Below are 24,850 nucleotides of genomic sequence, written 5' to 3' on the forward strand. Positions count from 1 at the left end.
TCAAAGCTCAGGAATTCGAAGCTGTCGGATCACTCGGCACGGTAATGAGATCAAGGACCTGCTCGAACGGCACATGACGCACTGCTTTGACGTCATCCTGCGGTGAAAGCCAGTTCAACCGGTCACGCAGATCAACCACCTTTCCCAGAATGCAGACCGCAGGTGGTTCAACACCGGCTTTTTCGACATCGTCAGCCGCATTGGCAAGTGTTGAGATCAGAATACCCTGATTGGGCGTAGTCGCCTGATTGATAACCGCAAGCGGCTCGTCACCGGATCGTCCATTGGCCATCAGTTCCGATGAAATACGGCGCAAATGCTTCATCGCCATATACATCACCAATACAGGTGCGCCTTTGGCAAGGGCAGCCCAATTGATGTTATCAGGCATTTCGCCACTCGAACCATGGCCCGTGACAAAGGTTACCGATGAATTGCAATCACGGTGCGTTGTCGGAATCCCGGCATAAGCAGCACCGGCAATACCGGCCGTAATACCCGGTACAACCCGGAACGGTACATTATGTTGAACCAGCGTTAAACCTTCTTCACCGCCGCGGCCAAACACGAACGGGTCACCACCCTTAAGACGCAAGACCCGCAACCCCTGCTTGGCATAATCAACAAGCTGCAGAGATATATCGGTTTGCTTTGAGGACGGGCGCCCACCACGTTTACCGGCATAAACACGCTTGGCATCAGAACGCAAAAGATTGAGAATCCGGTCATCAACCAACGCATCATAGACAACGATATCTGCCTGTTGCATCGCATTGACGGCATGGAGCGTCAGCAAACCGGGGTCCCCCGGTCCTGCGCCGACCAGCCATACCCAACCCGGCTCAAATACCGGAAAATCAAGACCAAGTGTCGTCATTACGGAATTCTTTATCTCTCGGGCAATTGGTCCATCTGTGCAGGACCGGATCGTTTGGATATGTTAAACAGCATCTGGGCATCAGGTCCAACATATTAGTCCGTATTTTTCTCGTTATTTATCTGATATCACATTAATTTTAATGTTTAATAGAGAAACTCCGACAAAAAAGCATGCCGCCATAATAATGGTTAACCCAGATATTCAAAGCCATAAACCGGGATCACCTGCCGTATGACCCGAAAGCCGGACGGACCACTACGCAAGGGATGGACAACGGGGGCCTGTGCCACCGCCGCAACCCGTGCGGCCTGGCAAGCCCTGCTTTCTGGTGAGTTTCCCGATCCGGTCACCATCACCCTTCCCCGGGGTGAAACACCCTCTTTTAGCCTGATCAAGGCTGAAACAGGCGAAGGCTGGGCGCGGGCAAGCGTGATCAAGGATGCCGGCGATGACCCAGATGTAACCCATGGTGCGGAAATCATCGCAACAATCCGACATGGACAACAGGGTTCAGGCATCACTTTCCGTGCGGGTGACGGTGTTGGGATGATTACGAAACCCGGCCTGCCAATCCCGGTTGGCGAAGCCGCGATCAACCCCAAACCGCGCGAAATGATGACACAGCAGATCGTCGAACTGGCAAACCGGTTTAACGCAACTGCGGATGTCGAAATTGAAATTTCCATTCCCGGCGGGCAGGAGATCGCCCTGAAAACCTGGAACCCGCGGCTTGGAATTGTTGGCGGGCTTTCCGTATTGGGCACCACCGGCGTTGTGATCCCGTTCAGCTGTTCGGCATGGATCCATTCCATTCATCGCGGCATTGATGTCGCACGCGCCACCGGTCGAAAACATGTTGCCGGGGCCACCGGCAAAACATCCGAATCTGCCATTCGCCAATTTTACAATCTGCCGGACGAGGCGATTCTGGATATGGGTGATTTTGTTGGCGGTATGCTGAAATATCTGCGCCGCCATCCCGTCAATTATGTCACGATTTCAGGTGGATTTGCCAAACTGGTCAAACTGGCGCAGGGACATATGGATCTGCATAGTAGCCGATCCGAAGTGGATTTCGGAAAGCTTGCTGAAACAGTTGCCACACTCGGCGGTGACGCCGAATTGGTATCGGAAATTACCAATGCCAATACGGCAAAGCAGGTTCTGGAACTTTGCACATCCCGAAACGTTGATATAGCACGAACCATTGCCCTTCAGGCTGGTGAAACTGCCCGCGCAACCATCGACGGTGCCTCTGCCATTGAAGTTGTCGTTGTTGATCGTGTTGGCAAGATCATCGCCCGAGCCGGACATGGTGATTTTGACACATTTCTTCCAGCCAAAACCACAAACCCGAACCTTTAAAATTAACAAAAACAGGCCGCAGCATATGACTCCCCCTCGAAGCACAGTTACACCGCTGAATATTCTTATTTTTGGCGGTACGGGGGATGCCAATCGTATCGCTGCTGATCTGTTACAGGAATTCGGATCGGATGTGCGCCTGCAGCTTTCCCTGGCCGGTCGCACCAGTGCACCAAGACTACCAGATGGTATCCCCGTACGAATTGGCGGGTTCGGCGGGGCAGAAGGCATCATATCTTGGCTGGGTTCGGAAAAAATTGATTTGGTGATCGATTCAACCCACCCCTACGCCACACAGATATCCAGCCACATCGCCCAAGCATGCCACGCGGTCGCAACCCCCTGCGTCCAGTTTCAGCGAACTGCATGGCAAAAGACTGACAAAGATCGCTGGATCATGGTCAAAAGCCTTGCAGAAGCAGCCCAAATCCTGCCCGATCACGGAAAACGCGCCTTGATTGCAAGCGGGCGCAAGGATCTTGCCCATTTCGAAGGCTTGGAAAAAACATGGCTGCTGGTCCGGACTGTCGAGTCCCCGAAGGAACCATTCAACCTTGCATTCGGTGAATGGCTGATCGCGCGTGGTCCCTTCACCGTCGAAGGCGAAATCGAACTTCTGCAACGCCACAACATCGATGTCATCGTCAGCAAAAATAGCGGCGGTGACGCTACCGAAGCCAAGATTCTGGCTGCCCGCGAACTGAACATACCGATTATCATGGTTGAACGGCCCGGTGTATCTCCGGTTGAACAAGCAGAGAAAACACAAGAAATAATAGAAAAAATCAGAAATACGCTTGCAAAACACTGACTCAAAAAGATATTTCTTCTCGTGATTTGGACCTTTCAGGGCGGTCCAAGCAACAACAGTCGAGAAGGGCAAAATAAGCCGCCGACACCCTGAAATCCTTTAATGGGAATTGTCATGACCGGCAAAATTGGTTTGCGCGGAAGGCTAATGCTGGCAATTGTGCCAATCGCCTTACTCGCTGTATGTGCCGCCGCCCTAGCGGTTTTTTCTTTCCAAGTCACAGAACAACAGCAAAAAGTCGTAGCAGAAGAAGCTATCCCGGCCCTGATTTCCGGCCAGGAACTAAGCGCGTTTAGCGATGCCGTCACCGGCATGGCGCGTCGTGTCACAACTGCGCAATCAGAAGCACAGTTGGAAAACACGACCAAAGCACTCGGCATGATCGAAAATCGCATGAACGATCAAATCGCCGAGTTGGCCAAATACGATATTGATGGCGAAATACTAAGCTCATTCTCCCAACAAACCGGGAAGATGATCAATAATATTAATAGCTTGTCCGATATCATGAAGTCACGATTTGACACGCAGAAAACGCGTCAACTTATCATGAGTGACATCATTCGCGCCGTGAATGAAATTGAATCGATCACAATCAGTGCCAGTGACATGGCGAGCAGCAATCTGGAAAACAACTTAAGCCAGCTATATGGCCTGGTCCGCAATCCGGAGAAAACCAGAGAAGTCTTTCAAACGCTGAATACGCTTCGCGGAGAAGACGCGCCAACAACAAAGAACATGCTGGAACTGCGCGCGGTGGCACTTAAGATTCCCGCACTGGCCCGCATGACTTTCACGGCAAGCAGCCCCGAAGAACTCGACAAGATCAAGAATTTATCAACGCCGCTTATCCCCCAAATGCAAAGTGGCTCAGATGAAATTCCGTCAGATGAAGATCGCGGAACAGCAAGATCGTCGGTTGAAACAATTGCAAATGGTCTGACATCGAACGGCAGTAACAATCTGTTCAATTTGCGTCAGAACGAATTCGTTAGCGAAGCTTTACTGACCGATCTGTTGACGCAAACAACGGAAACATCCCAGCAAATGGGCCAAACCGCGCAACGACTTCTGGAAGATATGCGCGCGAAAATCAACGCTGCCAATCAGGGGGTTACAACCACCATCGGCATTGCGAAAAATATCATGATCGGGGTTGCGACCGCAGCACTGATTATTTCTGCACTGATCATATGGCTTTATGTCCAACGCAACCTTTTGGCCCGTCTGATCGGATTGAACGTTGCCATGGATCGCTTGACCAAAGGTGACCTTGAAACACCGGTAACCGATCATGGCAGCGACGAAATTGCAGATATGGCATCGGCAGTCGAATTGTTCCGGGAAAACGCGAAGGAAGCAGAACGTCTTCGGGAAGAAAACAAAGCCGCAGAAATTCGTGCGGAACAACAACGTCGCGAAGCATTGCTGGAAATGGCAAACGGCTTTGAAAGCTCCGTCAATGGGCTGGTCACGGAACTGCTGTCCCAGGTTGGTGACATGCGCGATGCCGCCGACAACATGGCACATAACGCCGGTGACAACGTTCACCGTGCAATCGAAGTCAGCGAAGCATCCCAGAATGCATCCCAGAATGTCAGCTCGGTCTCGTCCGCAACCGAGGAACTGTCTGCATCGATTGCCGAAATCGAACGACAGGTTTCCAAGGCCGAGGAAGTTTCCCGCTCTGCCGTTTCCGAAGCCCGCAAATCTGATGAAACGGTTCGCCAGATGTCCGAAACCGCGGATCGTATCGGCGAAGTCATCGAACTGATCACGACCATCGCCGATCAAACCAACCTTCTGGCTCTTAACGCGACCATCGAAGCCGCGCGGGCCGGGGATGCCGGCAAGGGCTTTGCCGTTGTGGCAAACGAAGTCAAAAATCTGGCATCCCAAACCCAGCGCGCGACCGAGGATATCGGCAAGCAGATCAATGAAATGCGTTCGGTCAGCACCGAAGCCGTCGAAATGATTTCGACCATCGCCCAGACCATTGGCGAAATCGATACGATCTCAAGCTCGATCGCAGCCGCCATGCGTCAACAGGGTGCCGCCACGGCCGAGATTGCCAGCGGTTCCGAAGAAGCCGCCAACGGTGTGCGTCACGTGTCAGAAAACATGCTCAATGTTTCACGTGCTGCCGAAGCGGTTCAGGTCCTCTCGGGTTCGACCCGCAACACGACCGAAGAACTTCTGCAAAAGGCACATCGCCTTCAGGACGAGGCGAACAACTTTGTCGCCCGCGTTCGCGCCGGTTAGTTGGCCGAAACTCAAAGAAAAAGCCCCACCGACGGATTTCGGCGGGGCTTTTTTATCACTTCTGCAACAGCTTCCGATCAGACAAAGCGACGGAATTCGCCACTTTTGCGCGGCGGGCAGAAACGTTTCAGATAGGTCGGCGCAATCGCTTCAACGCTGTTGGGCGTAATACCAAGTTCGGCAAAACCTTCAGCACCTTCGGAAACGACATTGTCGGTTTTAAGCAACCGAACCTGATCCGGGGTCAAAAGCGGCTTAGGCAGGAATTGCAGGAAGAACGCCTTGATCGATGCCAACCAGAACGGTACGGGCATCAGAATGGCGCGTTGACGGGTCATCTGCAGCATATCGCGCAGAAGTCCCATAAAGCTGTATACTTCCGGCCCACCCAACTCATAAGTCTTGCCAGCAGATTTGCCCTCGACCAGTGCAGTTACAAATGCTTCGGCTACGTCGGCAACATAGACCGGCTGGAATTTCGGACCACCATCGCCAAGCATGTCGACCTTGCCTTTATCAAGTTCGACCTTCGGCAGGCCTGGCGCACCAATCACCGGCAGAACCGGGGAATAACGCGCCATGGTGGCAAACTGGTTCAGGAAATTATCTTCCGGACCAAAAATAACCGACGGGCGGAAAATCACTGCATCCGGGAAAGCTTCGCGAACAGCCTTCTCACCAGCCAGTTTCGAAGTCGCATAAAGCGCATGCGGATTCTTATCAACGCCAAGGGCGGACATGTGCAGGAAGGTTTTAACACCACAGGCCTTGGCTTCTTCGGCAATACGTTTTGCGGCTTTGACATGGATATTCATGAAGCTGCTGCTGTCGCGCTGATACAGAATGCCCAGCAGGTTGATCACCGCTTCGGAGCCTTCGACCGCGCCTTTGATCGACTCTTCATTGCGAACATCGCAATGTACCGGAACCACCTGCCCAAGATAGCCCATCGGCTTCAGTTTCTTGACGCGCTCAAAGCTGCGGGTCGGAACGCGGACAATAAAGTCACGCTCAAGCAAACGCTTGACGATATGACGCCCGACAAATCCGGTGCCGCCAAAAACGGTTACGATACGACGATCCATGCTTGCTCTCTCCTTGCCGGTCGATGATGTCGCGATCATCCCGCCATCACGATCCGGCGCTGGGTACCATCAGGGCCAAATGCGGATATCGGCCCGATCAAAATTCCTAAGCGGTTATATACGACCCGCAGGGTGCGTCAACAATGCCCTTTTAAAGCGTATCTGTCCCGGCCCCGTTGATTTTAGCCAATATTTCGTCATGTAGCGCCAGTAAACCCGCCTTGTAGTCGGCAAAGCGCAGCTTAACACCAAGCTCGGACTTGATCCGGTCATTGGCCACCCGCTTGTTATCCTCATAAAAGCTTGCCGCCATCGGGCTCAGATCTGCCGTCTCGAAATCCTCTTCCGGTGGCGGGTCCATACCAAGCAAACCACACGCATAGGCAATTACATCCTGCGGCGGGGCGGCATCATCATCACACACATTATAAGCTGCACCGGCATTCGGGCACCGGATTGATGCCAGCACCGTCTGGGCAATATCCTCGACATGGATACGAGAAAAGACCTGTCCGGGCTTTACCACACGTCGCGCCCGGCCGGACCGGACGGTTTCAAGTGCATTGCGCCCCGGCCCATAGATTCCGGCCAACCGGAAACTTTGCACGCAAAGACCATGACGCCGACCCAAATCGAACCATGCCTTTTCTGCGGCCACACGTCTGCGACCGCGTTTGCCGCTTGGCATCAGGTCGTCTTCTTCGGTGACGGTCGCACCGTCTCGATCCCCATAAACACCTGTGGTCGACAGATATCCGATCCATGTGCTATCGGGCAGGGCGGCAAGGTCGCCTGCATGATGGGCCAGAACGGGATCACCATTTCCACCCGGTGGTGCTGAAATCAGGACATGCGTAACACTTTTCAGGGCCGCACGAATATCGGCCACTGGCTCGTCATCGGAAAAAATATGGGGCTCAATCCCCTGCGCAAGCAACGCGTCAGCCTTTTCCGCACTGCGCGTGGTACCGGCAATTTTCCAGCCTTCCTCGCGCAGTTGATTGGCGACAAGATGCGCTGAAAATCCCAATCCGAAGCAAAACAGCTTTTCGGTCATTATCAAATCCATATGCCGGGGCGACTATCTTTGTGCGAGGAACACTATCGGCCCTGACCTTCCATGACAAAAGCTTTCCGGGTCACCTTTCGGAAAGTTTGAAATCACAATCATTTTCTTGCCGCTTTCATGATTTGCAATGCGGCCCTGATAAACCGGTTATGGTCGGTACGGGCAATATACCCGTATGCTGGCCAACGCCCCGTCGCTTTAAAACTGACGCCAAACCGAAAGGCCTACCATGTCTGAACTGTTTGCACGCAGAACCTTGCGCGCATCATCACTCGTTGCGATGACCCTGTTTGGCATGATGCTGGTTTCGTTTGGCACGCAAAGACAGGCCTTGGCACAGGGCACAAATATGAGTGCCGATGACGCCAGGCAATATCAGGACTGCCTCAAACTCGCCCGCCTACAACCCGAAGACGGGTTTGAAAGTGCCATTGCATGGCGCGATATGGGCGGCGGGGAACCGGCGAAACATTGCGTTGCGGTCGCTCTGATTGCACTTGAAAAATACGAAGAAGCCGCAACCCGCCTTGATGCATTGGCCGATGAAAGCACATCTCCCCAACAGGTCGTTGCCGGGCTTCTGGCGCAAGCCGGACAAAGCTGGATGATGGCAGGCAATCTTGAATTCGCCTGGCGCGATCAATCGCGCGCTTTGGAAATGGTTAAAAACGATCCGACCCTTTGGGTTGATCGGGCAATGGTTCTGGGCATGGCTGGGCAGTATTGGGACTCGATCGACGATCTGAACAATGCACTTGATCTTGATCCGGACAATGTCGAAGCCCTGATCTATCGTGGCACAGCATGGCGTATGCTGGAAACCTACGACCTCGCCATGACCGATATTCAACGCGCACTGGAACTATCCCCCAACAATATTCAGGCACTTTTCGAGCGCGCAAACCTGCATCGGATCGCAGAAAATAACGATCTTGCGCGTCAGGATTATCTAACTGTCATAGAAAATTCAAACGGAACCCCTGTCGCTGATGCGGCAAGAGCGAATATAGAAAAGATGGATGTTCAGACCGGATCGGAATAGGTTCTGATCCGCATTTGATATGTGCCCGCCGGTTTCGGGACCATATCGCCAGATTTTCAGCCGGGGGACCCCATGCGTCGTTTGATTGCCACGACCGCCATTGCCGCATCCGTAACGATGATGATTGCCGCCAGCACGGCACAGGCCCGCGACCAGATCAGGATTGTCGGTTCTTCGACGATCTTTCCGCTGACCACCAAGGTCGCCGAATATTTCGGCAAGACCACCGATGAACCGGCCCCAGTCGTCGAAAGCACCGGTTCTGGCGGCGGTTTCAAACTGTTCTGCGGCGGGATCGGTTCGGAATATCCCGATATTGTCGATGCATCCCGCCAGATCACCGGTTCGGAAACCGCCATCTGTGCCGCCAATTCGGTGCGCAATATCAGCGAAATCAAAATCGGCTATGACGGTATCGTCCTGTTGGGATCACGTAATGCTCCAACAATGACGCTGTCGGCCCGCCAGCTTTATCTCGCACTGGCACGCACCGTTCCGGTTCAGGGGGCAAGCGTTCCGAACCCGCATGTCAAATGGTCCGATATCGACGCTAACCTGCCAGACATTCCGATCCGCGTTTACGGCCCGCCGCCGACTTCGGGCACACGCGATCTGATGGGGCAGCTTCTGATGGATAAGGGCTGTGCCGAATTCAGCGATATCGCAAGCCTCGAATCGACCGATCCTGAAAGCTTCCGCCTGCTTTGCCGCACCATCCGCGAAGATGGTGCCTATATCGAGGCAGGTGAAAATGATCGACTGGTGATCAGCAAACTTGAAAAAGATCCAAAATCCTATGGTGTGATGGGTTTCAACAACCTTGATCGCAACCGTGAAGCCATGCAGGGCATTCCGATCAATGGCGTTGCACCTGATTATGACACCATTCTGGATGGCAGCTATCCGGGATCGCGTGCACTTTACCTTTATGTAAAGGACGATCATCAGCAACTGGTCCGCACGCTGGGTGCATTTGTCGCAACCTATACCTCGGACGCCGTGATTGGCGAAGAAGGCCTGTTGGCTGATAACGGCCTTGTTCCCCTACCCGAAAACGAACGTCAGGAAGCGTTGGCAGGTGCCCAAAAGTTCTCCGGGAACTAGGTTGCGCAGGATTTAAATAAGACGGCCGGGTATCAGTCCGGCCGTTTTGCCATCCAGACCTGATTGGTGGCATATCGCGGCGGGTTGCCTTTGAAATCCGAAAATTCCGATATCGAAACAAAACCCGAAATCTGCAACATCAACCGCATCTCACTCCGATAAACCCATCGCATGTGATGCCAGCAATCCTCGCATCGCAGAATGTTTCCCGACAGATCGATTTCCTCGAACCGCCAATGCTCTTCAAACCGCTGGGTCAGTGGATCGCTGGTTCGTTCCATCGCGGTGATCCTCAACCGACTGTCTTGCGCACCAACGCCGTCGGGCATCGGGAACAGCGGTAGTTCAACACTTTCCGGATCACCCTCCGGCAAACAATAACGAAGGTCGGGATCAATCAGATCAAGAACCAGCATCCCGCCGGGTTGCAAATGCGAAAATGCCGCCATCAGACAGCATTTCTGATCTTCTCCATCGGTAATTTCCTGAAATCCGCGAAACGGAATAATGATCAGGGCAAATTGCCGCCCCAGATCAAAGTTGCACATATCGCCCTTGTGCCAGATCATGTCGGGATATTTCGCGCGCGCCTGTGCCAGCATCGCGTCGGAAAGATCAAGCCCTTCAACCGCAACACCGGCCTCACGAATGGCGGCGGCAATCCGACCGGTCCCGCAGCCCAGTTCAAGAACCGTACCACCGGTTTTGACGGCAATATCACGATAAAACGGGATCGGATCTTCGAATAATTTGCGATCAAGGTCGGCACGAAAGTCATAGCTGGCGGCGTTAAGGCCACCTTGTGGATAAAAGCTATCGACCTTCGAGGAACCCGTCATTCAAAATCCAGATCGGCGTAATGTGGAGACGGTGGGAAGCTTGCCTGCCGGTCCGCGAGAATATCGCGCATCGCAGGTCGGCTTTTGATCCGCATATACCAATCCTTGGCACGCGGATGTTTGGACCAGTTGATGTCACCCATATAATCAATCACCGAAATCTGGGCGGCAGCAGCAATATCGGCCATGGTCAGATGTTCCCCTGCCAGCCAGTTCCGGCGCTCAAACAGCCAGCCGATGTAATCCAGATGATAGGCCGCATTGGTCCGACCCGCGCGCAGGATTTTGGTATCCGGCGTGCCGGTGGAAAAGAAGCGCTTTAAAAGCTTTTCACCCAGCAGATGATCTGTAACTTCGCGGTTGAACTTGCCGTCGAACCACGCGACAAGGCGGCGGATTTCTGCACGTTCCTTGGCATCCGCCCCCAAAAGCGGGGTGTCGGTATAAACTTCATCCAGATATTCGCAGATCACGGTTGAATCGCATAGAACCGTGCCGTCTTCTTCCTCCAGAACCGGCACTTCCCCCGCCGGGTTCAGCGACAGAAACGCATCGCGCCGCTCCCAGACTGGTTCTGCCTTAAGCTCAAATTCAAGCTTCTTCTCGGCCAGAACCAGACGCACTTTGCGCGAAAACGGTGACAGCCAGAAATGATGTAATTGACGCATGGAATTGAAGATACCCAACCAAGGATGAACGTTTTGCAAACCGGAACGCATTGGCGGTTTGTCACCATATGGCGTCTATGCGCCATTCATTAGAGGACCGGAATTGCAAATTCTCTCAAACCACGCAAATGTGCCGATGTAAAGGCTTTGTCGCGCCAAACATCACCAATATTGCGCTTTTTATCGTCCTGTTATTCTGACCGGCTTTGTGCCAAAGCCAAAAGCCCATCAAGATCAAGGCACGCTTCGACATGATCTGCCAGTTCATCAAGGGCCGCGTCAATCCCGGCCTCGAAATCGGCACTGCCATCGCGCACCCGCCCGGCAAGCTCCGCCAGATAGGCCGTCCGGAATGCATCACTGCCAAACAGGCCATGCAAATAGCATCCGGCAACGCGCCCGTCGGCACTTTGCGCGCCATCGACAATCCCACTTTCAAGACAAAGCCAGCTTCGATCGCAATCCGGCCCGGCTGTCTCGCCCATATGGATTTCATAGCCACTGACCGGAATATTGGCCGCCCCCCCGCCAAGCCCTGCCATTCCGGTGGTTTGGCGCAGCGTCTTGTCACCGCCGATCACGGTTTCAACGTCAAGCAATGCAAGCCCGGCCTCTGATCCTGCCGTCCCCTCGATCCCGTCGGGATCATGGACCATGCGCCCCAGCATCTGATAGCCGCCACAAATGCCGATCACATGGCCACCACGGCGGTAATGCGCCAGAATGTCGATATCCCACCCCTGTTCTTTCAGGAAACGAAGATCGGATGTGGTCGATTTGCTGCCGGGCAAAAGCACAAGGTCGATATCGGCCGGAATAACCTCGCCCGGTTTAATGATCAGAAGTTCGACATCCGGCTCGGCCGCCAGCGGATCAAGGTCATCAAAATTCGCAATCCGCGGCAGATGAGGCACTGCAATCCTAATCAGTTTTCCGTCCTTACCGGCCCGTACATACCGTCCGGCTTTTTCAAGCGCGACACCATCCTCGGCAGGTAGGCGATTAGCCCCCTGCCAATATGTTGCGATACCGTAACTTTCAAGTCCCGTATGATCGCGGATGATCTGCAAGGCAGGCTCGAATAGCGAGACATCACCGCGAAACTTGTTGATGATATAGCCACGCAGCCAGTGACGGTCCCCTTCGGACAGCAGGGCATGCGTGCCGACAATCGATGCGATCACCCCGCCCCGATCAATATCCCCCACCAGCACCACCGGGATTTTTGCCGCCTCGGCAAAGCCCATATTGGCAATATCAGCCGCGCGCAGATTAACCTCAGCCGGTGACCCTGCACCTTCGACAAGCACAAGATCGGCGTCCTGTGCCATCAGATCGAAGCTTTCAGTCACACGCGGCAGCAAATCGCGTTTCAGCCGGTAATAATCCCGCGCCTTCGCACTGGTCAGGACCTTGCCCTGCACCACGACCTGTGCGCCGATGTCACTTTGCGGTTTCAGCAGAACCGGGTTCATGTGGACCGATGTGGGCACCCCGCAAGCTCGTGCCTGTAACGCCTGTGCCCGGCCAATTTCACCGCCATCATCGGTCACGGCCGCATTGTTGGACATGTTTTGCGGCTTGAACGGACGCACCCGAAGCCCGCGCCGCGCAAATGCACGGCATAACCCGGCCACCAGCAAGGATTTACCCACATCCGAACCGGTACCTTGCAACATCAAAGCAGGAACAGGGCGCGCACTCATTCCGGTTTCAAAACCTTCCTGTATCTGGCTATCCACCGAAACGGCAGATCAGAACTCGACACCGATCTGTGCCTTGATGCCCTGTTCGCGGAACGGATGTTTGATCATGGTCATCTCGGTCACAAGGTCCGCCGCCTCGATCAGGGTATCGGGCGCATTTCGGCCGGTCAGGACAACGTGCTGGTCGGGCAGTTTATCCGCCAACGCTGCCAGAACATCATCAAGCGGCAGGAAATCATAGCGCAGAACGATGTTGATCTCGTCAAGGATCACCATGGCAAAGCTTGGGTCGCGCATCATCTCAAGCGCCTTGTTCCAGGCTTCACGCGCCAGTGCCACATCCTGCACCCGGTTCTGTGTTTCCCAGGTAAAGCCCGCGCCCATGGCGTGAAATTCGCAAAGATCGGGAAACTTCTTCAAAAGCTTTGCCTCGCCGGTTTCCCAACCACCCTTGATGAACTGCACAACGCCGACTTTCATGTCATGTCCGACACACCGCATCGCCATGCCGAATGCCGATGACGACTTGCCTTTGCCCTTGCCGGTATGAACGATGATCAGGCCCTTTTTGTCGATCTTCTGCGCCATCATCTTGTCGCGCGCGGCCTTGATCTTCTTCATTTTTTCGTCATGGCGAGCATTCAGGTCGGTATCTGGCGTGTTATTGTCGATCATTGCTTCATCCCTTTGCATTTCTGTCGGAACAATGCGGCGAAGCGCGCCCCCGATCAAGGACAGTTTTCGGGTTTCTGATCCAGTTCAAGATGCGCGACGACACCCTGAAAACCGTATTTTCGGGCATCAGAGCAGAACCGGTCCAGATCGGCCCCTTCTTCGATATATTCGACCGCAAAAACCGGCTTTTTCACCTTCGTATAAGGCAAGAACGCATCCATGAAGCCAAACCGAAAGGATGATTCAAGCAGGGCAAAATCCATCCTGCCGACCAGATCCGGAACCAGTTCGGCGGCATTCTTCTGCCCGATGGCAAGCCCGCGCGCATGTGCCTGCTCAATCAGCCATCCAACATAACGAAGCTGATCGGAACGTGTCAGATCAAACCCGGTTTTCTTGTTCGATCCATCCGCTTCGTAGGCATCGATATTATCAGGCTCGACACCCAGAAAACCCTTTTCCCAGCAAAGGTCAAATCGTGCCTCCATGATATGGGCGAATTGCTCGAACCGGCTGATATCAAGCCAGTTTTCGCCTTCCCAACCCCAATAGGGATTGCCAATCACATCTTTGGGGAATTGGGCATAATCGTCGTTCCAGTCCTCGACCGCGCCAACATTGATATAGCAGATCGGGAAAATACCGGCTTCGCGCCATTCCCGAACCTGATCGGCCGTCGTTTCAAACAGATCGCTATCGTTTACGCGGATGTTACTGCCAATATCAATGTCCCCCTGCAACTGCCAATGCAGCGGCCCGTCCGGCACCGTTGGCCAGTCATCCGCCGCCGCAATGCCAACCCCTGCACCAAACTGCAAAACAAAACCGGCAACGGCAAAAAAAGCGCGCATCCATACCCCCAGGAAAATCAATCTTGCGACTTTGCCCGTCTGGCGGGCGATAGACAACCACCCAAAAAGAAAGCGCGGCCGTTTCCAGCCGCGCTCTTGCACCCCTTAGGGGTGCCGTCCCCCGGAACCCCGCCGGGTTCGGTCAACCGATATGTCTGTTACGACTTCAACCTGACGACAGCCCGAGATCGCCTGTCACCAGATCGGCCCATTTATCAGGTTCGCGCATATCGGTGTTACGCAGTTCGGGGCGGCGCATCCGCGCCTTGTTGAACAATTGCAAACGGTCACCCGGCGACATCTGACGCAGGCGAAGCAATGCCTTGCGCACGGCATCATTCGGGGCATGAACCAGTTTCTGGAAGCTTTTTTCGATCACTTCAAGCCGCCGCTCAAGCCAGTTGCGCGTCGAAACAACATCCGCAATCAGTAACTTCAATTCGCGAACCACCGGAAAGTGATTTAACGCCACATGGGCCCGTGAAATGCTTGCCCGCCAGATCTGGCGTTCGACACCTTGCAGGTAACGCCAATAAATCCGCACCTTGGCATCGATTTCGATGGCTGTTTGATCTGGTCCCGGCAAATGACGCGCCAATTCATCCAGGCCATCACGGAATTCTTCAATGCTGACCGGTGAATGAGTGCCGTTAAACCGCTCACGCAGGTCAAGAACCGAACGGATCGCACCACGGGCCGGGCGATCATGACCCTGACCGTGTAAATCGGCGCGTAGCCAGTCAGGAAGGTCGGCATCAGCAAGCAGGAAATCGACAATGTCTGCATGTCCGGCATGAACCGGCAGAGGGGTCTGCAGATAGTCAGGCAAACGAACGTGTTTCGTTCTTTCCATAGTGGCCTCCTAACTCTGTTGCCGATCCGTCTTTTGCGGTTATCGGCTCGATAGGTGTGCCCCGTCCCTCAACCAATTGATTAACACTTGGTTAAAAGAGATATGATGCGAAAACGAAACGTTTCAACCACCCGGTTTGTTCCAACAGTAAAATTCTCGTGAATCGCAATTCCGGATAGCACCTTGTTATGGGGTACTAATCTTCCATCAGATCGACTGATACGGAATTCCGGCGCGGCTGCCAAAGACCACGATCAATCGCCTCGCGAAGGCGATTGCGAATATCGGAAAGCGCATCGGGATTGTGATCCCTGATGAATTCACGCACATCCGTATCGCCAAGATACGCATCATAAACCAGATCAAAATGATGATCTGCGACACACCGCGCCGTCGCGGCAAAGGCAAACAGGTAATCCACCGTCGCCGCCATTTCAAACGCACCCTTATACCCATGGCGCATCACACCCGCGATCCATTTCGGATTAACCACACGCGCCCGGACAACACGGGCAATTTCTTCTTCCAAAGTTCGGATTTTCGGGCTTTCCGGGCGGGAATGATCACTGTGATAGACTGTCGGCTGCCTGCCGGACAGATGCCGGACCGCCGATGTCATTCCGCCTTCGAACTGATAATAGTCATCGGAATCCAGCAAATCATGTTCGCGGTTGTCCTGATTATGAACAATCGCATCGACCCGCGACAGCCGCGTTTCAAACAGATCACGCGCCGCTTCGCCTTCTGCCCCGTTGCCATAGGCATAACTACCCCACGCCAGATAGGCATCCGCCAGATCGGCCTCGTCTTCCCAAAGTTCTTCGTCGATCATCGCCTGCAACCCCGCGCCATACGCACCAGGTTTTGCGCCGAATACGCGAAATGCCGCCTGTTTCCGTGCCTGCTCGGGATTTGCCCCGGCGTCACACAGTTTTGCCGTTTCTGCCGCCACCCGAACCGCAATCGGGTTTATATCGGGCGCTTCGTCGGTTTGTTCGGCCACCGCACGTACCGCACTATCAAATAGGTCAATCAGACCCGGGAACGCATCGCGGAAAAAACCCGATATGCGCAACGTCACATCAACACGCGGCCGCCCCAGCAGGGATGCTGGCATAATCTCGAACCCCGTAACCCGGCGCGACGCACTGTCCCAAGTTGGTCTTACCCCCATCAGGGCAAGCGCCTGGGCAATATCATCACCCCCGGTGCGCATATTGCTCGTCCCCCAAACCGAAAGACCAAGGGCCGCGGGCCATTCACCATGATCCTGGACATGCCGTTCCAACAGCAGTTCGGCTGATTTCCAGCCCAGTTGCCAGGCCGCCGGAGTAGGAACCGTCCGCGTATCAACCGAATAGAAATTCCGCCCGGTCGGCAAAACGTCCGGACGGCCGCGCGTTGGCGCCCCCGATGGTCCCGGTTCGACAAACTTGCCCGCAAGACCGCGCAGCAATCCGGCAATCTCGGCATCGCCACAGGCCTTAACCGCCGGACGAATAGACGTTTCGATATCGGAAAGAACTTCGATTGTTCGCTGCCATGCACCGTCGGCGACGAACACTCCGCGCACCAGATCGCGCGCCAGAAGTTCGATCCGCTCCACCGTATCGCCCGTGGTGCGCCATGTGCCAACGTCATATTGTGCAAGGATTTCCGGCTTGGCCCCCGGCCAAAACTCGGCAAAGGCACAATCAAGCGGATCAAAACCGGGATCACGAAGAATATCGGCAGCAAGGGCACGATGAAGCGACGCCTTCGGTCCCTCGCTAGCCCCCCTCGGCAATCTTGCCAGAGCGACCAGAAGATCGGTCAAAAGATCGCCTTCCGGGGCTTTGCCAAAGATATGCAAACCATCGCGGATTTGAAGTTCCTTCAACTCACACAGATAGTTATCAAGTTTGGCAAGCGCACTTTCCTCATTCTCGTCCGGCTCAATGCCGCAATCGCGATCAAGACCGATGCGAATGGCAAGCTCAAGAATGTCACGTTTAAGGATCAGCAGCCGCCTTGGGTCGACCGCGGCAGCGTCGTAATATTCATCGACCAGCGCCTCCAGGTCCTTGAGCGGCCCGTAACTTTCTGCCCGCGTCAAAGGCGGCGTCAGATGATCAAGGATCACCGCCTGTGCACGACGCTTGGCCTGTGTGCCTTCGCCCGGATCATTGACGATAAAAGGATAGAAATGCGGCGTCGGGCCAAAAACGGCCTCGGGAAAACATTCTTCCGACAGGGCCAGAGACTTGCCCGGCAGCCATTCCATATTGCCGTGTTTGCCGAAATGAATGATCGCATGCGCCCCGAAATGATGACGCAGCCAGATATAAAACGCGAAATAGTTATGGGGTGGCACCAGATCGGGCGAATGATAACTTTCAAGCGGATCGATATTGTATCCGCGTGCCGGTTGCAACCCGACTACAACATGGCCCATAGGCAGGATCGAGAGGGCAATCGCCGCCCGATCCGGCAGATAAAACGGGTCACTTTCAGGATCACCCCAGGCATCTGTCACCTGCTGGCGAATGCGCGCGGGCAGGGTGGCAAATGCCGCGCGATAATCTGCAACCGGGATCGTCACCCGGACAGTCCGGTCAGCCAGCGACTTGAAATCATTGGTCGGCCCGGCCTTGACCGCAGCAATCAGGGCATCACCATTTTCCGGCAGGTCATCAATCCTGTACCCGGCATCCTTCATGGAACGCAGGGTTTCAATCATCCCGGCCGGTGTATCAAGACCCACACCATTGCCAAGCCGCGCATCTTTGTTGGGGTAATTGGCCATGATCATCGCGACTTTGCGCTTCGGGGCGTCCGTCTTGCGCAATTTGATCCAATTGGCCGACAGTTCGGCCACAAAGGCAACGCGATCGCGTACCGGGATATATTTGACCAGATCAATCTGCGTCAGGGCATCCTTGCCCGCCGATCCCTTGAACGAGATGGCACGCGACAGGATACGTCCATCTACTTCCGGCAATGCGACATTCATCGCGATATCGCGTGCCGCAAGCCCGTTGACACCATCACGCCAGGACACTTCGCCGCCGCCCGATAACACAACCTGAAAAACCGGGGCGTCTACGCCGTCAAACGGTCCTCTCTGGCGTTCGGCACCCGGCACCGCAAGGGAAAACCCGGTGGTATTCAGGATCAGATCTGCTTTGGTTGCCGCCAGCCATTCCTCGACCAGGGCAGCGGCAACTGGATCTTTCAGGCTGGCCACAAAAATTGGCAACGGGTTTAGTTTATTAGCCCGTAGCTCTTCAACCAGTGCATCAATTACATCCAGATTACCTGCCTGAATTAACGCACGGTAGAAGATTATCGCAACAACAGGATGATTTTGTTTCCAAATTTGTTCGATTTCTTCAAGATTTGCCGTTGTTTTCCCCGGCCAGTACAAACCGGCCTTGACCAAGGGAGCGGCCGGTTTCCAGTTCCAGCTGACAGACGGGTTTAACTTTTCATATATAAGACGAAGTAAATGTTCGGCATTTTCCGGCCCGCCTTCAATCAGGTAACGCCAGATTTTCTGATATGTGCTGCCCTTAACCGTCGATAGGGACAGAAGCTCCGCATCGGGTTGATCGTCACCGGGCAAAAGCACCAGCGGCACATCCTTGCGACGGGCCAGTTCGACCAGTTGTTCGATCCCGTATTCCCAATATCCTCGCCCGCCCAGAATGCGCACGATGATGAATTTGGCCTCTGCCAGAACGTCATCGACATAAAGATCGACCGACATATTGTGCCCCAACTGCAAAAGGCTCGCCAATCGCAGGGAAGGGACATCTTTGCCAAACGCCGCATCCAGCCGTGCCTGCGCGCCCGCCAGACAGGCAAGCTCGGACTCTGCCGCCGACAGGACAACGACATCGCCCGGGCTTTGCCCCAGATCGACGGCCTCGCTTCCATCGGTGACCAGTCCCGGCTGGGCTGCAAGTAGATGCATCGGGAACTTCCGTTTCTTTTCTCGGATATCAGAGCCCTGAAATCACCCGGCCGGCAAAGGCGTAACCGGATGATTTCAGTGCTTCAAACATGAAAGCGCCGTTTCAGGACGCCTTGATGGCCGCCTCGATGGCATTGCGATCCAGACCATGCAGGCCAATCACCACCAGCTCCGACCGGCGTGTTTCGTTTGCCGCCCACGGGCGGTCGAAATAACGCTGGAACCGTTCACCAACACCCTGAACGACCTGGCGCATCGGTTTGCCGGGAATATCAAGGAACCCCTTGACCCGCAGCACATCAAACTGACGGACGACATCAATCAAACGCTTCTCAAGTGCTGCGGCATCCTCAACATTATCAAGCGACACGACAAAGCTTTCAAAATCATCATGGTCATGTTCGTGACCATCGTCATGATGCGACGGACGGCTATCAAGGTCGTCCTCGGCGGCCGCACCAAGGCCCAGCAACACAGCATTTTCGACCTTTGAGTGCGCGGTTGCGATAATCTTGACGGACGGACGTTTCAGCTCGGCCCGGACATCTGCCTCGACCTTCGCAATTTCGGCCTCGCTCAGCAGATCGGTTTTGTTCAGAACCACCATATCCGCACAATGGAGCTGTTCTTCAAACAGCTCCTCAAGCGGGCTTTCGTGATCCAGATTGTCGTCCGCTTCGCGCTGCGCCTGAACCGCGTGATGATCATGGGCAAACAGCCCGTCACGCAATGCCGCCCCGTCCAGAACGGCAACAACGCCATCCACCGTAACGCGCGACCGGATTTCCGGCCAGTTAAACGCCTTAACCAACGGTTTTGGCAACGCCAGCCCAGATGTTTCGACCACGATATGATCAGGTGGCGTGTCGCGATCAATCAGGCCCTTGATGGTCGGCAGGAAATCATCGGCCACCGTGCAGCAGATGCACCCGTTTGCCAGTTCGACAACGTCATCCTCGGCACAACCCGATATGCCACATCCATTAATAACCTCGCGATCGACACCCAGATCACCAAACTCGTTAATGATCAGCGCAATCCGCTTGCCCCCGGCATTTTCCAGCATATTGCGGATCATCGTAGTTTTGCCTGCACCAAGAAAACCGGTGATCACTGTTGCCGGAATTTTTCCAAGCTGTGCCATGTTCAATTATCCTTAAATCCATAAATTCTGATCTATTTAACCGACATCGGAATGCCCGCAACCACAAGCGTCACCTGATCGGCAAGTTCGGCAATTCGTTGATGAAATCGTCCTGCGTGATCGCGAAAGCTGCGCGCCATGGCATTCTCCGGCACTATCCCGAAACCGACCTCGTTCGACACCAGCAGAACCGGGATGTCCAGCCCGGGAAGGATGCCGCATAACCGGTCAAACTCGGCCTCGATATCGCGATCATCCAGCATCAGATTGGTCAGCCAAAGCGTCAGACAATCAACCAGTACCGGTTTGCTGCCCTCATGATTACAGGCAGTCAGGACAGCGCAAAGATCAAGCGGTTCCTCGATCGTTTGCCATATCTCGCCGCGCGATGATTTGTGAAGTGCGATACGGTTTGCCATTTCGTCGTCCCACGCACGACCGGTCGCGATATAGATACCGCCGCCTGCATGGTTGATCCGGTTTTCGGCAAACCGGCTTTTGCCCGATCTGGCACCGCCAAGGATCAGATGGATCCCGGCAAGCTGGCTGTTTTCAGCCATATTCTGGGTCATACCCGTTTTCCTTCGCTTTGACCTCCCACCGAGGCCGGATTGCGTTACCCCATATCCTTGCGAACAGGGATACCGATGGCTGGTTTCCTGGCTGCGGGCATGAAAGTAATCCGCCTTCCCGGCAGTTGTGCGTAAATCAACTTTACCGGTGGCTGGTGATGTCACATCACCCGGATCACCCAACCCGTTACAGTTGCGGGGGCAGCACCGGCATCACACCGGTTTCCCATCACCAAACGGCAGCGCCGAACCTAACAGCTTTACCCTCATGACCAAAGCCCAAACTCCGACCTAGCCATAAGGTCAGTATTTGTAAGAATTGACTGCTTGTGAGCGGTTATTCTTTAGGAGAACATAATCTTGTCACACTGGATCAGAGCTACCAAAAGCCACCCGTGTGATCGCCGGACATTACAAAACAAACAAAGTCCGGATGCCGGAACCGCAAAGGGTTTCGGAAAAACTTCTTGGGGTTAATTGGAAATTTGCTGATCACATGGCAATTCATGAACAAATTCAACGAATTCGGAATCTGAAATCAACAACCTGGCAAACCGTATCACGCGAAGACATGTGGCGCGGGCTGCTTGATAGATTGAGCTATAACGATCAATCCTTTCCCGAATTCCTGCAACATCATGCCGTGAATGGTGAAATATCATTGGCGCGCCGTGACGTTCGAAACATTTATGCCAGCCATCCGACCTGTGGTGTTGTCGCAACCATTATCTGGTCGCATGCGCGTGGCATTCGCGTAAATGCGCTTTCGCTTCTGGTCCGTGACCTGACCAAACTCGTGGAATTGTTCGAAAATGACGATTTCGACGAAAATCAAATGTCACAGCTTTTGGGGCAGCCGGGGATATCCATCCCGACTGCCAGCAAAATGCTTTCTGCTTGCGGCAGGAAATACAAAGGCAAACCGGCGGCCATCATCGACGACACGATCATTCAGGTGATAGAGGCACCGGAATTCGCGTCCGATTTCACTGAAATCAGCGAGCTTCGCGGTAAATCGCGCAGCCGGCCTATTCCCTACTACGAAGCCTATCTCGAAGATGTCGCATCAATCTGTGGCAGATACGATGTCACTGCCGATATGGTAGATCGCTTTTTGTCGGAATATGCGCTTGTCGATGCGCAGGAAACCGATCAACGGAAATCCGCCTGAAACCCGATACCCTGCGGGGCCTGAATGAAAGGCCCCGCAGGGTATCGACAGGTGGCCACCACACACAATAGCCCACTTTAAAATCAATAGCGCAAATTGACCCCGGTCACCCGCCAGCCGGGCTGGTCGACACCGGCAATGTGTTCGATCCGCGTCAACCCGAGTGTATCGACATGAAACGACAACGCCGCCTCAAGTGGCAGACCAAGGGCACTTGCCAAAGCCGCGCGTACCGTTCCACCATGAATAACCGCGACAATATCTTTCCCTGCCCAATAACGTGTCAGCCGGTCGAATAACGGCCCGACGCGTTCGACAACATCCCCGAAACTTTCCCCATTCGGAGGGTGCTGTCTGGCAAAATCCGTCCAGAAACGTGTGGTTTCCCCCTTGGGCAGGTCATTCCAATGCTTCTTTTCCCACGCACCGAAATGCTGCTCGGCAAACCCGGTTTCACGGGTCGGCAGGATGTTCTCATCCATCAGTTCCAGAAGTTTTAATGCGGTATCAAGCGTTCGCGACAAATGACTGGTAACCCAGATTGCCTCGCGAGGCAGTTGGCGCGCCAAGGCGCGCAACGCTTTTTCATCCGACAGATTAACCGGCATGTCACTTCGACCATAAACAAGCCGTTCCGGATTTGTCACCGGCGCATGGCGAACAAGCCACCACCGCGTCGTCACTGCCTTCTGCATTCTTCCCCCAAGGAAAAATGTAATCCATGAAATGCCGGTCAAGGTGCGCGGCGGTATTTTGATGATCTTATCATCAAGTGACCTGCAGCACTGCGATAAATGCAATGCCGACAAATAGCTCGGAAATTATTTGGGTCATGCCCAGCACATCGCCAGTATACCCACCAATCTGATGCCGGGCGATCCAGCCGACCACCGACGCCCCGAGCATCATGGCAATCAAACACATGAATGCGGTTAATGCCCCCGCAACAATCACCACCAGCATCAAGGCAACGGCAATACCTGCCGCGACCATTCTGATGTCGGGACGTCCGGCTCCCTTGCCAAGCCCGTCTTCTCGCGCTGGATCAAAAACATAGGTCACAATCGGCATCGCAGCACGCGATAGTGTCGCCATCACAATCAGGATGGCAGCCATGCTGCCACTTTCACCCGCTGCCCCCAGAACAGTAATACGCATCGCAAGGCACAGAACGAGTGCAACAACGCCATATGTCCCGATCCGGCTGTCACGCATGATGTCAAGCTTGCGTTGACGATCAAGCCCCCCGCCAAACCCATCTGCACAATCGGCGATGCCATCCTCATGCATCGCCCCAGTCAATGTGATCAGCGTAAAGGTTGCGACAATGGCGGCAACCATGACATTGCCGGTCAGAATCTCGGTAACGTAGGCAGGAATAATCGCAATCCCGGCCATAAACAGCCCAACCAGCGGCCAGCACCACACAGATCGCGCCATTGCCTTCGGGCCGAAATCACATGGAATGAAAACCGGTATCCGGCCTAGCAGGGCAAGAGCCCGCCAAAAATCGCCAAGCATGCCTGTGGCAGGTGCTTCAGGTTCTGCTTGAGGTTCTGGCTGTTTGGCATCAACTTGATCATCATCAAGGCTTTGCGAATTCATTCCGGTTTGATTATGATCATTGTTCACGGGTGTTTTCCGATATTCGAACTGGCATTTTGCACGCAATCAGACTAATCATGGGCGCGACAGAAGCCAAGCAGAAGACGCTTTGCATCCTTGTCCGCCAGCCGGAGATTTTCCATGTTCGACCCCAAACATCCCCCGCAAAGCCTTGATGAAATCCGTAACCTGATGGCGGAATTGCCATCCGTTGATACCGAGGCACAGGCAGCCGTCGCGGAACGCGAACCTCAGCTAACCAAGCCCGCAGGTGCACTTGGTCGCATGGAAGATATCAGCCTTTGGCTGGCCGGGTGGCAAGGAAATTCACGACCGAACATGACCCGCCCCCGCGTCACGGTCTTTGCCGGGAGCCACGGTGTCTGTGCACAGGGCGTGTCGGCCTTCCCGGCCGAGGTCAACCAGCAGATGGTTGAAAACTTCATCAATGGCGGGGCAGCAATCAACCAGATCTGCAAAACCGTTGACGCCGAATTGCGCGTGATGGAAGTCGCTCTTGAAATCCCGACCAACGATTTCTCACAAGAACCCGCCATGGATGATGAAGGCTGTGCTGAAGCGATGGCATTTGGCATGAGCGCAATCGAAAAGGGGCTCGACCTTTTTGTGCCCGGTGAAATGGGGATAGGCAATACCACGTCGGCAGCGGCTATTGCTCACGCACTGTTTGGCGGTGCAGCCGCCGACTGGACGGGACGCGGTACCGGAATTGACGACGAAACGCTTAAACGCAAAACACGCGTGGTAGGCGACGCCATCATCCTGCACAAAAATCAGATGCATGATGCACTTGATGTTCTGCGCTGTGTTGGCGGTCGTGAAATCGCGGCGATGGCCGGTGCGATTCTTGCCGCTCGTTATCAGCGGGTGCCGGTTCTTCTTGATGGTTACGTATCCTGCGCCGCTGCGGCAACCCTTGCCGCCATTCGCGGCGATGCGTTAGACCATTGCATGATCGGGCATGTCTCGGTCGAACCGGGGCACAAGCGCCTGATCGAAAAACTGGGTAAACAGCCGCTTCTCGATTTTGGCATGCGCCTTGGCGAAGGATCGGGTGCAGCCCTTGCCATCCCTCTTTTGCGGGCATCGGCGGAATGCCACAACGGCATGGCAACCTTCGCCAAGGCCGGTGTTGCAAGCCGCAGCGCATAATCGTTTTGATTTCGGAATCA

The 24,850-nt window shown here is 54.4% G+C and carries 21 protein-coding genes and 1 riboswitch; of the genes, 7 read left to right on the top strand and 14 right to left on the bottom strand.

Annotation, left to right across the window (positions count from 1 at the left end; all coding sequences use genetic code 11):
- Positions 1–7: 7 nt before the first annotated feature.
- A complete protein-coding gene (gene cobA, locus TH5_RS09720; RefSeq protein WP_062960221.1) occupies positions 8–877 on the bottom strand; it encodes a uroporphyrinogen-III C-methyltransferase in 870 nt (289 codons plus the stop codon).
- A 234-nt stretch (positions 878–1,111) separates the two neighbouring features.
- Between cobA and TH5_RS09725 the strand changes: the two genes are divergently transcribed.
- The 3 genes from TH5_RS09725 (at position 1,112) to TH5_RS09735 (ending at position 5,318) form a co-directional block, all read left to right on the top strand.
- A complete protein-coding gene (locus TH5_RS09725; RefSeq protein WP_114121692.1) occupies positions 1,112–2,245 on the top strand; it encodes a cobalt-precorrin-5B (C(1))-methyltransferase in 1,134 nt (377 codons plus the stop codon).
- 25 nt (positions 2,246–2,270) lie between these two features.
- Positions 2,271–3,056 carry a cobalt-precorrin-6A reductase gene (locus TH5_RS09730; RefSeq protein ID WP_114121693.1) on the top strand — a complete coding sequence of 262 codons (786 nt, stop codon included), beginning with the start codon at positions 2,271–2,273 and terminating at the stop codon, positions 3,054–3,056.
- 114 nt (positions 3,057–3,170) lie between these two features.
- Positions 3,171–5,318 (top strand): methyl-accepting chemotaxis protein, encoded by a 2,148-nt coding sequence (locus tag TH5_RS09735; RefSeq protein ID WP_167443513.1) that lies wholly within the window; start codon positions 3,171–3,173, stop codon positions 5,316–5,318.
- A gap of 77 nt (positions 5,319–5,395) precedes the next feature.
- On the opposite strand, the gene TH5_RS09740 is transcribed toward TH5_RS09735, so the two are convergent.
- Both TH5_RS09740 and TH5_RS09745 read right to left on the bottom strand, forming a co-directional pair.
- A complete protein-coding gene (locus TH5_RS09740) occupies positions 5,396–6,403 on the bottom strand; it encodes a complex I NDUFA9 subunit family protein (RefSeq protein WP_114121695.1) in 1,008 nt (335 codons plus the stop codon).
- 151 nt (positions 6,404–6,554) lie between these two features.
- The gene (locus TH5_RS09745; RefSeq protein ID WP_114121696.1) at positions 6,555–7,460 is read right to left on the bottom strand and encodes an SDR family oxidoreductase; all 906 of its coding nucleotides are present in this window, start codon (positions 7,458–7,460) and stop codon (positions 6,555–6,557) included.
- A 241-nt stretch (positions 7,461–7,701) separates the two neighbouring features.
- On the opposite strand from TH5_RS09745, the gene TH5_RS09750 reads away from it, so the two are divergent.
- Positions 7,702–8,514 (top strand): tetratricopeptide repeat protein, encoded by an 813-nt coding sequence (locus tag TH5_RS09750; RefSeq protein WP_114121697.1) that lies wholly within the window; start codon positions 7,702–7,704, stop codon positions 8,512–8,514.
- A gap of 72 nt (positions 8,515–8,586) precedes the next feature.
- Entirely contained in the window at positions 8,587–9,618 is a 1,032-nt protein-coding gene (locus TH5_RS09755) for a substrate-binding domain-containing protein (protein ID WP_114121698.1), read from the top strand.
- Positions 9,619–9,650: 32 nt separating this feature from the next.
- Here TH5_RS09755 and TH5_RS09760 read toward each other — a convergent pair whose 3' ends face one another.
- The 9 genes from TH5_RS09760 to cobU all read right to left on the bottom strand — a co-directional run bounded on the left by TH5_RS09760 (position 9,651) and on the right by cobU (position 20,881).
- Positions 9,651–10,457: a class I SAM-dependent methyltransferase gene (locus TH5_RS09760; protein WP_114121699.1), complete on the bottom strand. Its 807-nt coding sequence runs from the start codon at positions 10,455–10,457 to the stop codon at positions 9,651–9,653.
- Positions 10,454–11,125, bottom strand: coding sequence for a glutathione S-transferase family protein (locus TH5_RS09765; RefSeq protein WP_114121700.1), 672 nt, complete (start codon positions 11,123–11,125; stop codon positions 10,454–10,456). Before TH5_RS09765 ends, TH5_RS09760 begins: the two co-directional genes overlap by 4 nt.
- A gap of 191 nt (positions 11,126–11,316) precedes the next feature.
- Complete coding sequence (locus tag TH5_RS09770; protein ID WP_114121724.1) at positions 11,317–12,831, bottom strand: cobyric acid synthase; 1,515 nt, start codon at positions 12,829–12,831, stop codon at positions 11,317–11,319.
- A 48-nt stretch (positions 12,832–12,879) separates the two neighbouring features.
- Positions 12,880–13,506 (bottom strand): cob(I)yrinic acid a,c-diamide adenosyltransferase, encoded by a 627-nt coding sequence (gene cobO / locus TH5_RS09775; protein WP_114121725.1) that lies wholly within the window; start codon positions 13,504–13,506, stop codon positions 12,880–12,882.
- A 53-nt stretch (positions 13,507–13,559) separates the two neighbouring features.
- Positions 13,560–14,357, bottom strand: coding sequence for an endo alpha-1,4 polygalactosaminidase (locus TH5_RS09780; protein WP_114121726.1), 798 nt, complete (start codon positions 14,355–14,357; stop codon positions 13,560–13,562).
- Between the two features lie 166 nt (positions 14,358–14,523).
- Positions 14,524–15,210, bottom strand: coding sequence for a hypothetical protein (locus TH5_RS09785; protein WP_114121701.1), 687 nt, complete (start codon positions 15,208–15,210; stop codon positions 14,524–14,526).
- Positions 15,211–15,406: 196 nt separating this feature from the next.
- The gene (cobN, locus tag TH5_RS09790) at positions 15,407–19,165 is read right to left on the bottom strand and encodes a cobaltochelatase subunit CobN (protein WP_114121702.1); all 3,759 of its coding nucleotides are present in this window, start codon (positions 19,163–19,165) and stop codon (positions 15,407–15,409) included.
- A 103-nt stretch (positions 19,166–19,268) separates the two neighbouring features.
- Positions 19,269–20,309, bottom strand: coding sequence for a cobalamin biosynthesis protein CobW (gene cobW / locus TH5_RS09795; protein ID WP_114121703.1), 1,041 nt, complete (start codon positions 20,307–20,309; stop codon positions 19,269–19,271).
- 32 nt (positions 20,310–20,341) lie between these two features.
- Positions 20,342–20,881 carry a bifunctional adenosylcobinamide kinase/adenosylcobinamide-phosphate guanylyltransferase gene (gene cobU / locus TH5_RS09800; protein WP_208638432.1) on the bottom strand — a complete coding sequence of 180 codons (540 nt, stop codon included), beginning with the start codon at positions 20,879–20,881 and terminating at the stop codon, positions 20,342–20,344.
- A 60-nt stretch (positions 20,882–20,941) separates the two neighbouring features.
- Positions 20,942–21,152: riboswitch (cobalamin riboswitch) on the bottom strand.
- Positions 21,153–21,377: 225 nt separating this feature from the next.
- Here cobU and TH5_RS09805 point away from each other — a divergent pair.
- The gene (locus tag TH5_RS09805; protein WP_244204864.1) at positions 21,378–22,052 is read left to right on the top strand and encodes a hypothetical protein; all 675 of its coding nucleotides are present in this window, start codon (positions 21,378–21,380) and stop codon (positions 22,050–22,052) included.
- 83 nt (positions 22,053–22,135) lie between these two features.
- Here TH5_RS09805 and TH5_RS09810 read toward each other — a convergent pair whose 3' ends face one another.
- Together TH5_RS09810 and cobS are read right to left on the bottom strand one after the other, a co-directional pair.
- A complete protein-coding gene (locus tag TH5_RS09810) occupies positions 22,136–22,747 on the bottom strand; it encodes a histidine phosphatase family protein (RefSeq protein WP_114121706.1) in 612 nt (203 codons plus the stop codon).
- 73 nt (positions 22,748–22,820) lie between these two features.
- Positions 22,821–23,684 (bottom strand): adenosylcobinamide-GDP ribazoletransferase, encoded by an 864-nt coding sequence (gene cobS / locus TH5_RS09815; protein ID WP_114121727.1) that lies wholly within the window; start codon positions 23,682–23,684, stop codon positions 22,821–22,823.
- Positions 23,685–23,798: 114 nt separating this feature from the next.
- Here cobS and cobT point away from each other — a divergent pair, with 114 nt between their 5' ends.
- On the top strand, positions 23,799–24,830 hold the full coding sequence (gene cobT, locus TH5_RS09820) for a nicotinate-nucleotide--dimethylbenzimidazole phosphoribosyltransferase (RefSeq protein WP_114121707.1): 1,032 nt from the start codon (positions 23,799–23,801) through the stop codon (positions 24,828–24,830).
- Positions 24,831–24,850 lie beyond the last annotated feature (20 nt).

The sequence above is a fragment of the Thalassospira xianhensis MCCC 1A02616 genome, from assembly GCF_003326475.1.
Lineage (GTDB): Bacteria > Pseudomonadota > Alphaproteobacteria > Rhodospirillales > Thalassospiraceae > Thalassospira > Thalassospira xianhensis.